The sequence below is a fragment of the Serratia sp. TSA_105.2 genome, from assembly GCF_052692115.1.
In genome coordinates this window covers 1-12,938 of sequence record NZ_JBQZFT010000008.1, presented here as the reverse complement: position 1 = coordinate 12,938, position 12,938 = coordinate 1, and the positions used below count along the sequence as shown (strand labels likewise).

The window sequence follows — 12,938 nt, the reverse complement described above, 5'->3', positions numbered from 1 at the left end:
GGGGTGGGGCGTTAAGCCCCATCCCGAAACACACATTTTCGCTCTTTTTCTCTTGTTGCTGGAATTCGCCTCACATGACACAAAATATCCATAAGCATCGTATCCTGATACTGGACTTCGGTTCGCAATACACCCAACTGGTCGCCCGCCGCGTGCGCGAAATCGGCGTTTACTGCGAACTGTGGGCCTGGGACGTTAGCGAAGCGCAGATCCGCGAATTCAACCCAAGCGGCATCATCCTGTCCGGCGGCCCGGAAAGCACCACCGAAGCCGGCAGCCCGCGCGCCCCGGACTACGTGTTCAACGCCGGCGTGCCGGTGCTGGGCGTGTGCTACGGCATGCAGACCATGGCGATGCAGCTGGGTGGCCATGTGCAGGGCTCCAACGAACGCGAGTTCGGCTACGCGCAGGTGGAAATCGTCAAAGAGAGCGCGCTGCTGCGCGACATCGAAGACGCCATCAGCCCGGCCGGCAAACCGCTGCTGGACGTGTGGATGAGCCACGGCGATAAAGTGACCGCGATCCCGTCCGACTTCGTGACCATCGCCAGCACCGACACCTGTCCGTTCGCCATTATGGCCAACGAAGAAAAACGCTTCTATGGCGTGCAGTTCCACCCGGAAGTGACCCACACCCGCCAGGGCCAGCGCATGCTGGAGCGCTTCGTGCTGGACATCTGCCAGTGTGAAGCCCTGTGGACCCCGGCCACCATCATCGAAGATGCGGTTGAGCGCATCCGCGAGCAGGTGGGTGAAGACCACGTGATCCTCGGCCTGTCCGGCGGCGTAGACTCCTCCGTGACCGCGATGCTGCTGCACCGCGCCATCGGCAAACGCCTGACCTGCGTATTCGTCGATAACGGCCTGCTGCGCCTGAACGAAGCCAAGCAGGTGATGGAAATGTTCGGCGACCACTTCGGCCTGAACATCGTGCACGTCGAGGCGGAAAACCGCTTCCTGACCGCACTGGCGGGCGTGGACGAGCCGGAAGCCAAGCGTAAAATCATCGGCCGCGTGTTCGTTGAAGTGTTCGACGAAGAAGCCTGCAAGCAAGAGCAGGTGAAATGGCTGGCGCAGGGCACCATCTACCCGGACGTGATCGAATCCGCCGCTTCCGCCACCGGCAAAGCGCACGTGATCAAGTCGCACCACAATGTGGGCGGCCTGCCGAAAGAGATGAAGCTGGGCCTGGTCGAGCCGCTGAAAGAGCTGTTCAAAGACGAAGTGCGCAAGATCGGCCTGGAGCTGGGCCTGCCGTACGACATGCTGTTCCGTCACCCGTTCCCGGGCCCAGGTCTGGGCGTGCGCGTGCTGGGCGAAGTGAAGAAAGAGTACTGCGATCTGCTGCGCCGCGCCGACGCCATCTTCATCGAAGAGCTGCACAAAGCCGATCTGTACAACAAAGTCAGCCAGGCGTTCACCGTGTTCCTGCCGGTGCGTTCGGTCGGTGTGATGGGCGACGGCCGCAAATACGACTGGGTGGTCTCCCTGCGTGCGGTAGAAACCATCGACTTCATGACCGCGCACTGGGCGCACCTGCCGTATGACTTCCTCGGCCGCGTCTCCAACCGCATCATCAACGAAGTGAACGGCATCTCCCGCGTGGTGTACGACATCAGCGGCAAGCCGCCGGCGACGATCGAGTGGGAATGATTTACCCCCTCGCAGCCTGTTCGTAACTAGGCCGTAGTGACTAAAACCCTCTGTTTTTACAGAGGGTTTTTCTTTATATGGCCATATCTTTTCTGTCTGTTGTCAGCCATTGAAATAAGTTATGGGTAAAGCAGATTATTGTTTGTGGTCGAAATATGGCCTATGTTCAGACCTTGGTATGATTGATAGCGCCTGGGGATACGATGAAAGTAGAGGCCATCAACTACGTTATAGAATCCTATGAGCAGCAGAAGCGAGAGAACGTCGTTGCTCTACTGAAATTGCTGACGCTGTCAGAGAAGGATAAAGCGGAAGGGCGCGTGTTCTCAAAGGAACCGCTGTTGGATGGGCTTACGGATTGAACGCAGGACACTCAACGTTAAGGGGATTCCTTTTTCAATTATAGATTTTTTAATTACCCCCCCCCCCCTAAGCGTCTTTATAGTGAAAATTTAAATTGTGGGTGCTGAGTTATTAAAATACTCCTCCCAGTACTCACTCCATTTTTCATTTAGAGAGAATAGTGGTTGCCTACCATTCTCATGATAATTAAGCCAGGATAACTTCAGGATACTATCCTTTCTTAATTCTCTAGACATATTGTTTGCAGATATCTTTGGCCTGTTAATATTAATTGACATATGCTCATTAATTATTTTTGTTAATTCTGATGCATTACTTTTCTTGAATCCTTTTGCTTTTCTTAGAACTAAAGAAACCAATATTATTGGTATATATATAGTTCCATAGATCTTTAGTGTGCCAATATTTTCTGGTATTGCATTTATAAGATTTTTATCAATAGACCTTTAAACTGATTTTTTTGTTTTGTTTTGATGGTTTGGCAATTGAAGATGTTCCGTTGATGTAAAAAGATTTAGCCTAAGTTGACCATTATCTTCTTCCAAGTCTAATATCGAATTTCTTACTGATCTATAATCAGATTTTGGGACTTCTATATACTGTAACTCATCATTTTCATCTGATTCAATAATAAGTCCCAGAGGTGCATTCTTAGAGGACATTAGCTCAACATAACAACCATAGTCGAGTGTGTATAAAGTATACTTTTTGCCGACTGCATTTTTTGCGGAAACACCTTGCCTAAGAACGTGAATTACTCTCATGTCATATAGATAATCTATCAGTTTATGATTCTTCTCATGGCTAATTAGGAAGCCCCTAGATTTTCTATGTCCAATAACTTCGTTTATTATTCTGTCAAGTAGTGACACGGCTTCTGGCCTGCTGTTAAGGGCTGCATGCTTGTTGACCTGAAACCATTTTTGAGCGGAGTTACGGATATGAAAAATAGATATTTTGTTTGCTAAAGCAGTCTGCGCAGCTAATGAAATAATATTTATGGCATCTCTTGGAACACCCTCAACTGCTCTTACATATTCGTCAAAAGCCGAAGTTTGAGTAAATACATCATTTATAAATAGGTTAGGCTCTCGATCGCAGATTGAGTTTTTATCAATAGCACAAACATGGCGATGAAGTAGGTTTTTAAAGAAGTTTTTGGCAGCATCGCTATCATTATCAAACACCATGTATTCATCTAAATTTATCACAGATGAAGCATCTGAACCTAATTCTATACCAATGCTGGCACCAGTATTCATGTCCACTTCCATGAAGTTGCATCTATGAGCAATAGCTGCAATTTTTACAGTAATGTTAGGAATTGGGTATAATATTCTTCTTAAAAGTTCTGCAAGATAAGGTTGAAGGTCTAAAGGAATCTCTGACCATTCATCAATTAATATCCAAAGCTCCTTATGAGGTAGCATTGAAACAATGTCGTTAAGTTTTTTTGTTATTGAGTTAAAATGAATTCTTAAAGTTCTTTTTCCTGTGGTTTTTATTCTTTCTGAGCTCCCAATGGCAGTGCTTTTTGTGAGTTCCATTCCTGCGGAAATACTTTTCAATGATGCATTTTATTTGATTGAGAAATTATTGGATATGTTATTGGATGAACCAATTTCCTCTTCAGATGTACCCTCTATGTTTAATGCGGTTGCTTGTTCAAGAAAATTGTTCAATAATTCCGTTATCTCTGTTGTTTTATCTATTTCGTTTTCAAATATATAATCTAGAATAACCTCGTGAATATTGCATAAAGTATCTGAAAGCAGTCTTGTTGCCCTTTCACTTAGGGGGATGTTTTGATCTGAAAATATCCCTCCTGTTGAGCCTATTAATCGCATGTCAATAGGTACACTGATAATCCCTCGATTAGATATTTCATTGTTGAGCACTGCTAAGAAGTGTGTCTTTCCCGTCCCTCTGCGTCCAAACATTATTTGATTATCTGTGCTTGAAAGTAATGTATATGTAGGGCCAACATCAACGAAGGATTTGATCAGATGCTCAGTTTGTAATTTTTCAGCTCGTTTAGCTAGTCTCATTATTATTGAGTTGATATTTCTCATAATTTTCCGCCATTTTAATCTGATAGTCTTTCCGTAGCTCAGTCAGGGATTGCAAGTAAAATGATTATTTGATCTAAGCTATCATTTTTCTCCCTACTTACAAATATCAATGATTATAGTGTTAGAGTGTTATTGTTTTTTTTGAAACTATATCTTGTTTTTTTATTTAACATCAAAATAATCTATTGACAGGGTGGGTATTGAATAAAGTTTTTATATTATTAGTACGCAAACAGTGTTTCAGGAGGTGCCAAACCCCCCTTAACCGGCCCCCCCACTGCGTCAGCAGCGCATGTAGCCTGGCCGGCTCCAGCGGCTTGCGCAGCATCTGATAACCTTCCTGCTCGGCCTCTTGCAGGATCGGCGAGTTGAATTCGCCGCTGACCATCGCGCCACTCACGTCCGGCAGGCGTTCGACGCTCTTGCCCTGTGCCGTGTTTTTAAGGCGCTTTAGACGGAATTAAGGGATTACAATGGAATTTGAGTACACGGCGACTCAATAGCGAACCCTCTCCGTCGCGTTGACGTCGAATCCCGCCCGGTGATCACGGAAATACTCCCTCAGTTTGAGAATACCGTTAGCCTGTTCCCGCTGGGATGCCAGATTTGCCCTGAGCTGCTGAAGATTGGCTATGCAAAGTACCGGGAGTTTAATCACGCAGAAGGTTACCGGGTTTTGTATTCCGTAGAAGCAGCCACCTTGACTGCCCATGCTATCTTGTCACACCGGCAGGACATCTAATTGCTGTTGTTTAAGCGTCTGATCACGGCCTGATAACCCGATCGGCTCCTAATCCTCGTTTTCCGGCAATGATACGACCTGCAAGAGAAGGTCGCATCATTCGTCCTGCTCATCATACTTGCGCTGGCACTCCTGAATCGCCTCAATATTCCCCAGCGTCCAGTCGAACAGTATCGAGAACGGCCCCTGCAGGGATTTGCCAAGCGGCGTCAGCGAATACTCGACGCCAAGCACTCGCCCATCCAACACTTTGCGATGCACCATGCCGTTGCGTTCCAGTTTGCGCAGGGTCTGGGTCAGCACGCGCTGCGTGACGCCATCCAGACGGCGCTTGATGGCGTTGAAGCGCTGCGGCTCGCGCAGCACTTCCAGCACCATCATGGACCATTTATCGGCAATCTGATCGAGCACGATGCGGCTTGGGCAGTCGGCGCGGTAAACAACATCGGTCTTATCCATCGGTATCCTCCTGCATCCCTGGGATGCTTAAGGTGCGTAATTGACGCCAGGTATGCAAAGTATACCATTCGAAACAGGGCGCGAATAACCCGCACTTGTACCCCAGGTAAAAGGACATTGAGATGACAGATACAGATTTCAGCAAACTCAGGCTGTCTCATGCGCACGGCGTGATGACGATCGCTATCGATAACCCACCGGTAAACGTACTTGATGTGGCGCTGATGTCGGAAATCAGCCGTTTATTGCTCGCGGTGCGTGACGATCCGGATACGCGGGTGTTGGTGTTCCAGAGCGTGAACCCAGCGTTCTTTATTGCTCACGTCGACATGACCTTGATCGATGAGCCGCACGCTTTCGACGAACTGGCGAGCAACGCGCCGGAGGGGCTTAATCCGTTCCAGGCGTTTGGCGAACTGCTGCGCAGCCAGCCGCAGGTCACTCTCGTTAAGCTGGCTGGGCTGGCACGCGGCGGCGGCGCCGAGTTTGTGGCGGCGGCCGATATGGCTTTCGCTGCACGGGAAGCGGCGGGACTGGCCCAGTGCGAGGCCTTGATGGGCATTACGCCCGGCGGCGGCGCGACGCAGTATCTGACGAGCCGAATGACGCGCGGCCGCGCTCTGGAGGCGATCCTGGGCGCCGAGCTTTTCGATGCTGCTACCGCAGAACGCTACGGCTGGATTAACCGTGCCTTGCCTGCTGCCGAGCTCGATGATTTCGTCGATCGGTTAGCGCGCAACATCGCGGCATTGCCAGAGGGCGTGATTGCGGCGGCCAAACAGGCGATGCCTGCGCCGGATCTGCAGGCCGGTTTTTATCGCGAGCACGACGCCTGGGCGGGATTGTTCGCACGCCCGGCCGCGGAGCGGTTGATTCGCGGCGGGCTGAAGGCCGGTGCGCAAACCCCGGAGGGGGAGCGCAACCTTGAAGGCTTGCTGCGTCATCTGGCCCGCTAAGATGCCGCCCCCCACTGCGTCAGCAGCGCATGCAGCCTGGCCGGCTCCAGCGGTTTGCGCAGCACCAGATAGCCTTCCTGCTCGGCCTCTTGCAATATCTGCGAGTTGAACTCGCCGCTGACCATCGCGCCGCTCACGTCCGGCAGGCGTTCGAACAGCGCTTTCAGGATGTCGAAACCGCTCTCGCCGGAGCGCAGGCGCTGGTCGCACAGCACGGCGAACGGCGTAAAACCGTCGTCGACAATGGCGAAGGCTTCCTCGGCGGAGGCCGCGCAGCGCACGGTGATGCCCCAGGTGCTCATCAGGCTCTCCCAGGCGGAGGTCACCAAGGGATCGTCGTCCACCACCAGGCAGGCGCCGCGCAGCGGCGCATAGCGGATCGGCGTGGCGGTGTTGTCGTAGGCGGCCGCGGTTTCCGGCGCTTTGTCTTCGCCGATGTATTGCGTGAAGCGCATCCAGAAGCGCGAGCCTTTGCCTTCGACGGAGTGCATGCCGTACTTCACCTTCATCAGCTTGGCGCAGCGCGCCACCACCGCCAGCCCCAGCCCGTGGCCGGCGCTGTCGATTTTCCACGCCAGCTCGGGGCGGTAGTAAGGGGAGAAGATTTTGCTTTTCTCTTCGTCGGCGATGCCCACGCCGGTGTCCCACACTTCTACCAGGCACTCGGCGCCGCGCGGGCGGATAGCGATCAACACGCCGCCCCGTTGCGTATAGCGCAGGGCGTTTTGGATCAGGTTGATCAACGATTGCCGCACCAGCAGCGGATCGCCCATCACGCTGATGCGCCGTTTAGGCCGCCAGGTGCGCAGCGCCAGGGCACGGCTGTTGGCCTCTTCGCGGAACAGGGTGATCACCGAGTCGAGCAGGGCGCCGATATCCACATGGGTGGCGGCGGTGCGCACGTTGCCGGATTCGATCTTGCTGAGATCGAGCAATGAATTGAACATCAAATGCACCGAACGCACGCTCTGCTGCAGATCCAGCAGCTGCGGCGTCAGGCTGTCGTCGCGGTTTTTGTGGATGATGGCTTCGATCAGAAAGCCCATGGCGTGCACCGGCTGGCGCAGATCGTGGCTGGCGGTGGTCAGGAACTGGTTCTTGTCCAGCAGCGCCTGTTCCGCTTCCTCTTTAGCCTGGCGGAACTGCTCCGCCAGGCGCGAGCTTTGTTCTTCGAGCAGCGCCTGCTGAATAAAGAACGCATGCGAGGTTAACGCGTGGCGGTAGATGGCGAAGCCGTACAGCAAGTTCAGCATCAGCACGATGAACATCACGTCTTCCAGCCGCCAGATGATGCCGAGGTTCAGCAGCCCCCAGGAAGCGAAGAAAAAGCGGGTAAAGGTGCTGATGACGGGCGTCAGGTGTGTTGCGTTGGCGGCGACGATCGCGGCGATGCTGATATTGAGCAGCAGAAAAAAGTCAAAGTTATGGGTCTGCGGCGTAATTAAATAGAGTGATGAGATCCCCAACCCGTGAATAAACGCCACCTTATTAATACGCGGCAGCCAGCGGCGCAGCACGGCGTCTTCATCATTTTCTTTGGCCTCATGCAGGTAGCGGCGGTGCCATATTCGGATCGCCACGGCGCATAGCAGGTAAACGATGATCCAGGTAATGGTTGGGCCGAGCTTGTCGCCCAGCAAATAAATCCAGATGGCGAACGGGATGCCGACGAAAGGCACGGCGGTGAAACTGAACACCAACCGCATGAAGGTGTTGTCCAGCAGGCGGATCTGTGCGCGTGGGGAGATGCCATCATTTTGTAAATTCTGGAAAAACCTCATGACGACGGATCCCGTTTGCCGTGCAACAGCGTGATGGCTTCCACCCGGCTGTTGACGCCGATCTTTTTCAATATATTGCTGATATGCTCTTTAACGGTCGGTTCGGAAATAGACAGTTGCGTTGCGATTCTTTTATTTGGCAGACCGCGCAACATCATAGTTAATACGTCGATTTGCCTTGGCGTTAAATTGAACTTGTTTAAATGGTCATGGTTGTTTTTAATGGCGGATTCATTTCCTTCCGGGAACCACTCCTGATTATTATTTAGCGCAAAAACCGCCCTGGCGAATAATTCAGGTGGCTCGTTTTTTAATACGAAACCGTGCCCGCCGGCATTGTGCACTTTCTGCCAGATATCGTTATTCTCGTCGCCGCTGACCACCAAAATCCGCACCTGCGGATAACGTTGTTTTACTTCTTTGAGTAATTTCAACGCCGTACCGGAAGAGAGCCAAAAATCAATCACCAGTAAACGCGGCGGGCCATTTTCCCTAATATGGCGGTAGCAATTCTCTTCATTGGTCACCACATGCGCCTGTTTGAATCGGCAATGCGTGCTGAGAAAATTAGCGATGCCGCTTGCTACCAATGGATGGTCATCAACGACCAACGCATAATCCTGCCCCAAAGGATTCTCCTTTTGCCTTCACAGTTCAGATAAGTCTGATTAATTATTATCAACCCTCCCTACTTTAGGAGGGTTTTTTCGTTTAGGAAAGGGAAATATATTATTCGAGGATTTGGATAAGAGAAAACATAAAGCCAATCGATAATTTTAACTGATTGGTTATAAAGGATAATTTATGAAGAAACCACTTATCGCTTTAACCGTTACGATGATGATAGCCGGTTGTTCCACCCTGAAAACCGATCAGGCCATTCCATTACTGCAGGCGGAAACCGCCAAAATGCTGGGCCTGGGCTCATCGGACGAAATTACCGTGACCAATGTCAATGGCGCACAGCCAGATGCGCTGGGCGGCCAAAAACTTTCTTATCGCGCCACCACGGAAAAAGGCCGTATTTTCGATTGTTCGTCGCTGATGATGCCGGGAATTTTAGGTTCGTCGCCGTCGCTGAGCGCGCCGACCTGTACACCGGTGGTCACGCATAAATAATTCGCTTTGGGGGCGGCATTGCCGCTTCCTGGTTTTCCATCGTCGGAGCGTCAGCGCCGGGGGGCAATAAGCTTTTGCTTCGACGATCACTAAACCGGCGTGCGCGAAATAACGCCTCACACCTCCTCTAGCGTAGTGAGTTTTCCTATAACAATAAATTTCGCGCCATCATGCCAACGAGTACGGAGATAGCCCGTGAATGACAAGACATCGCACCCTTTAGCGGTTAAAACACCGCTTTCCAAACTTTACCTCGCTCTATTTTCTGCGCCGCTGCTGATGCTGGCGCCCGCCGATATCGCTCGCGCAGACGATGCCATTTTTGATGGCGACTCAAAAATTACCGAATCATTGGCCTACACCGGGGACGTTTACGTCGGCCGTAATCAAAGCGGCAACCTGCTGATCGAGAATGGCAAGATCAGCGCCTATAACATCAATATCGGCCGGATGTTCAACGGCCAAATTCATGAGAGCGTAGTCACGGTCCGCGGGCCGAATGCCGAGCTGAATGCGGTGAACGATCAGTTCGTGCTGCGCGGCGGCCTGAATCTGGGGCGGGGCACCTTGCGCGTTGAAGACGGCGCGCTGGCCAGCGCGAAAGAGATCGTGGTCGGCACTACCCGCGGCTACGACAGCCACCTGATCGCCACCGGCGCCGGTTCTCGCGTCACCAGCAATTTTCTCAGCGTCGGCACCGACTTAGGGGCGCGATCCACGCTGGCGATTGAAGACGGCGCGGTGCTGAACACCGCCTTTGACGCGCGCATCGGCAATGGCAGCGGGCCGGGCGAGACCGATACGCTGAGCCCGAAAGCCACGGTCACGGGGGCCAATTCCCAATGGAACGTTGGCCGCGCGCTCACGCTTTACGGCGATCTGGACGTGCTGAACGGCGGCGCGGTCAACGTCGGTAATATTCAGGTGGCGGGCGTCTCCGGCGCGCGTAAAACTGCCGAGTTGACGATCGCCGGCAACGGTTCACGTGTGACCAGCGGCAGCAGCGTCAACGTCGGCGATTACGGCAATGGCGTGTTGGCGGTCATGGACGGCGGGACATTCTCCGCCGGCGGCAACGAAGTGGTGCTGGGCGAGGCCGGTTCCGGCTCGAACCGCGGTGCGCTGATTATCGGCAGCCGCGGCAACATGGATACCGGCACCGGGTTGACCGAGCCGACGCTCGGCGCGGCGGGCGCTGCAGGCACTATCGATGCCCAGACGGCGATCGCCCTGCGGGGCGGATTGTTCCGCAGCTATGTGTACTTTAACCATACCGACGGCAATTACGTCTTCAGCAACAAGATGAACGGCGAAGGCGAGGTGATCAACACCGCCGGGCATACGACGCTGAACGGCGATCTCACTGGGCTGCAGGCCAACGTCACCGCGCGCGGCGGCAAGCTCATTATCGCCAGCGACATCAATACCCAGAAAGAAGACGATATCTTCGAGATCCAAACCCTCAGCGCCGAGAACGGCGGCACGCTGATCCTCAATGCGACGGCGGGTGCCGACGTCAATAACGGGCAGGGCTACAGCAGCGCCGCGTCGATCAAGGCCGGCGGCACGCTGGGCGGCAACGGCACGCTGGGCCAGACCGAGATCCAGTCCGGCGGCCATATCTCGCCCGGCGACGGCAATATCGGCACGCTGACGCTGAAACGCTACCTGAATTTTATCGGCGAATCCTTCTATGACGTCGATATCGCCGGTGACGGCCGCAGTGACCAACTGCTGGTGGCGGGCAAAACCACCATCAGCGATCGGGCCAAGGTGCAGGTTACGGCGCTGGATCCGCAAACCAGCTATAAAACCGGCCAAAGCTACCGCATTCTGACCTCGGACGGCGGCATTGACGGCCAGTTCGCGGCGGCGGTCTCCAAGTCTGCCTTCCTCGATGTGGCGTTGAACCACAGCGCCAACGCCGTGGATCTGACCATCGCGCAGAAAGACACGGGCGGTGAAAACCCAGGCGGGGAAAACCCAGGCGGTGAGAATCCAGGGGGCGAGAATCCGGGCGGGGAAAACCCAGGCGGTGAGAATCCAGGGGGCGAGAATCCGGGCGGGGAAAACCCAGGCGGTGAAAATCCGGGGGGCGAGAACCCAGGCGGTGAAAATCCGGGCGGAGAGAACCCGGGCAGCGGCAAGCCGGGCATTTTCCAAACGGTGGCCGAGAGCAGCAACCAGTGGAATACCGCCGGTGCGCTCTCGACGTTGGTGCAGAGCGGCCCTTCGCTGGCGCTGTACAACTCGCTGCTGCTGCTGAGTGCGCCGGAAGCGCGCGAGGCGTTCAATCAGCTGTCCGGCGAAGTCTATCCGTCGATGCAGTCTAACCTGATCGCCGGCAGCACCCAGCTGTTCAACGTGCTGAACCAGCGCATGCTGCGCCTGTTCGACAATGACAGCCTGCCGATACCGCCGTTGGCGATGTCGCTGGTGCAACCGGCGCAGGCGCAAAACAGCGGCGTCTGGGGACAGACCTTCAGTTCCTGGGGCAAAAACAGCGGCAACGGCAACGTGGGCAAGCTGGATGGCAACACCACCGGCTTCCTGTTGGGGGCGGATCGCAAGCTGGCGGACCATAACGTGCGCATCGGCGGCTACTTCGGTTACAGTCGCGGCGACTACGACGTCGACAGCCGCCGTTCCAAGGCCGATACCGACAACTACCACCTCGGCCTGTATGCGGCGGGGCAGCAGGATGCGTTCTCGCTGCGCGGCGCGCTGGGTTACACCTGGCACAAGATTGAAGGCAAGCGCAACGTCGATTTCGGCGGTTTCTCGGATCGGCTGAAGTCGGACTACGACGCCAACTCATTTCTGGCGTTCACCGAAGCGGGTTACCGTTTCGGCCAGCCGGAGATGAACGTCGAACCGTTCATTAACCTGAGCTATATCCGCCTGCATACCGACAGCTTCCAGGAGTCGGGTGGCGCGGCGGCGCTGAGCGTGCGCAATGAAACGATGAACACCTTCTACTCCACGCTCGGGGTGCGCGGCGTGACCGAACTGCCGAAGAACGTCAGCCTCTACGGCTCGCTCGGCTGGCAGCACGCCTACGGCGATAAGAACACCTCATCGCGTATGGCGTTTGCCGGCAGCGACGCGTTCGTCACTCAGGGCCAGGCCGTGGATGACAACGTGATGGTGGGCGATATCGGCGTGAGCGTGAAACTGTCGCGCGCCGCGACGCTGGATGTCGGCTATCAGGGGCAATTCGGCGCCGATACCCGCGTGAATTCGGTCAACGCCAACCTGCGCTGGTCGTTCTGATTTTTCCTCTAGACTTCTCTGGTACTTGCAGGCCCGCTTGATGCGGGCCTTTTTTATGGTGAGGGCTCAGTGGCGGCCTGTGGCTGACTTTTATGATGAAAAAACCCGCGCAACGGCGCAATGCCGCAATGCCGCTCACTTAAGCCTGAGTGGCATTTTTTTATCCAGCCTCTGGGCGTTCTGTGCAGGGGAATTGCCGTAAATGTCCGCATTTCTCTGTGGCCAATATGAACGGCAATTGGAGGGGCCGATGGCGCGGCCCCTCCAACCGCGCCTTCGCTTAACACCATCTGTCCGCTACGCGGAAATTACTCGGCCCATCCTGGGCCTCGCCCCTTCGGGGCCGCTGCAAGCAGCGTTCAAATCTGCTCCCGGCAGATTTGTCCTCGCCGCGTCTGCGTTGTCGGGCGGGTCGGCTGCGACAAACGTCCCTGTGAGTCTCGCCTCAACCGGCCTTCCCTGGCCGGTTGCCCCTGACAACGCCGTCTTGCTCGGCAGCCGGTGATGCGCGCCCAAGGTCG

General features: G+C 54.4%; 10 protein-coding genes and 1 pseudogene. 6 read left to right on the top strand and 5 right to left on the bottom strand.

All coding sequences use genetic code 11. From position 1 onward, the window contains the following. The first annotated feature begins 74 nt into the window (after positions 1-74). Complete coding sequence (gene guaA / locus ACUTSC_RS19805) at positions 75-1,652, top strand: glutamine-hydrolyzing GMP synthase (RefSeq protein ID WP_197768745.1); 1,578 nt, start codon at positions 75-77, stop codon at positions 1,650-1,652. A 224-nt stretch (positions 1,653-1,876) separates the two neighbouring features. Then, positions 1,877-2,014 (top strand): annotated as a pseudogene (locus ACUTSC_RS19800) (type II toxin-antitoxin system Phd/YefM family antitoxin); the annotation flags it as partial. Between the two features lie 447 nt (positions 2,015-2,461). On the opposite strand, the gene ACUTSC_RS19795 reads toward ACUTSC_RS19800, so the two are convergent. Together ACUTSC_RS19795 and ACUTSC_RS19790 are read right to left on the bottom strand one after the other, a co-directional pair. Next, the gene (locus tag ACUTSC_RS19795) at positions 2,462-3,583 is read right to left on the bottom strand and encodes a hypothetical protein (RefSeq protein WP_445653513.1); all 1,122 of its coding nucleotides are present in this window, start codon (positions 3,581-3,583) and stop codon (positions 2,462-2,464) included. A 9-nt stretch (positions 3,584-3,592) separates the two neighbouring features. Then, complete coding sequence (locus ACUTSC_RS19790; RefSeq protein WP_445653512.1) at positions 3,593-4,087, bottom strand: ORC-CDC6 family AAA ATPase; 495 nt, start codon at positions 4,085-4,087, stop codon at positions 3,593-3,595. A 499-nt stretch (positions 4,088-4,586) separates the two neighbouring features. On the opposite strand from ACUTSC_RS19790, the gene ACUTSC_RS19785 reads away from it, so the two are divergent. Next, entirely contained in the window at positions 4,587-4,829 is a 243-nt protein-coding gene (locus ACUTSC_RS19785) for a type II toxin-antitoxin system RelE/ParE family toxin (RefSeq protein ID WP_443002979.1), read from the top strand. A 96-nt stretch (positions 4,830-4,925) separates the two neighbouring features. On the opposite strand, the gene ACUTSC_RS19780 is transcribed toward ACUTSC_RS19785, so the two are convergent. Continuing rightward, positions 4,926-5,288, bottom strand: a complete 363-nt coding sequence (locus ACUTSC_RS19780) for a winged helix-turn-helix transcriptional regulator (protein ID WP_033635579.1) — start codon at positions 5,286-5,288, stop codon at positions 4,926-4,928. A gap of 122 nt (positions 5,289-5,410) precedes the next feature. Here ACUTSC_RS19780 and ACUTSC_RS19775 point away from each other — a divergent pair, with 122 nt between their 5' ends. Then, positions 5,411-6,244: an enoyl-CoA hydratase/isomerase family protein gene (locus ACUTSC_RS19775; protein ID WP_159318415.1), complete on the top strand. Its 834-nt coding sequence runs from the start codon at positions 5,411-5,413 to the stop codon at positions 6,242-6,244. On the opposite strand, the gene ACUTSC_RS19770 is transcribed toward ACUTSC_RS19775, so the two are convergent. Continuing rightward, positions 6,241-8,025, bottom strand: coding sequence for an ATP-binding protein (locus ACUTSC_RS19770; RefSeq protein WP_197768742.1), 1,785 nt, complete (start codon positions 8,023-8,025; stop codon positions 6,241-6,243). The two genes, ACUTSC_RS19775 and ACUTSC_RS19770, sit on opposite strands and share 4 nt — an antisense overlap. Next, on the bottom strand, positions 8,022-8,654 hold the full coding sequence (locus ACUTSC_RS19765) for a LuxR C-terminal-related transcriptional regulator (RefSeq protein ID WP_197768741.1): 633 nt from the start codon (positions 8,652-8,654) through the stop codon (positions 8,022-8,024). Before ACUTSC_RS19765 ends, ACUTSC_RS19770 begins: the two co-directional genes overlap by 4 nt. Before the next feature lie 175 nt (positions 8,655-8,829). Between ACUTSC_RS19765 and ACUTSC_RS19760 the strand changes: the two genes are divergently transcribed. Both ACUTSC_RS19760 and ACUTSC_RS19755 read left to right on the top strand, forming a co-directional pair. Next, positions 8,830-9,144, top strand: a complete 315-nt coding sequence (locus ACUTSC_RS19760; protein WP_025303891.1) for a hypothetical protein — start codon at positions 8,830-8,832, stop codon at positions 9,142-9,144. A gap of 195 nt (positions 9,145-9,339) precedes the next feature. Continuing rightward, positions 9,340-12,417, top strand: coding sequence for an autotransporter outer membrane beta-barrel domain-containing protein (locus ACUTSC_RS19755; RefSeq protein WP_445653511.1), 3,078 nt, complete (start codon positions 9,340-9,342; stop codon positions 12,415-12,417). Positions 12,418-12,938: the final 521 nt, after the last annotated feature.

Coding starts and splice junctions, on each gene's coding strand:
- ACUTSC_RS19780 (WP_033635579.1), bottom strand. CDS start 5,288: ATGGATAAGACCGATGTTGTTTACCGCGCCGACTGCCCAAGCCGCATC.
- ACUTSC_RS19770 (WP_197768742.1), bottom strand. CDS start 8,025: ATGAGGTTTTTCCAGAATTTACAAAATGATGGCATCTCCCCACGCGCA.
- ACUTSC_RS19790 (WP_445653512.1), bottom strand. CDS start 4,087: ATGAGAAATATCAACTCAATAATAATGAGACTAGCTAAACGAGCTGAA.
- guaA (WP_197768745.1), top strand. CDS start 75: ATGACACAAAATATCCATAAGCATCGTATCCTGATACTGGACTTCGGT.
- ACUTSC_RS19775 (WP_159318415.1), top strand. CDS start 5,411: ATGACAGATACAGATTTCAGCAAACTCAGGCTGTCTCATGCGCACGGC.
- ACUTSC_RS19760 (WP_025303891.1), top strand. CDS start 8,830: ATGAAGAAACCACTTATCGCTTTAACCGTTACGATGATGATAGCCGGT.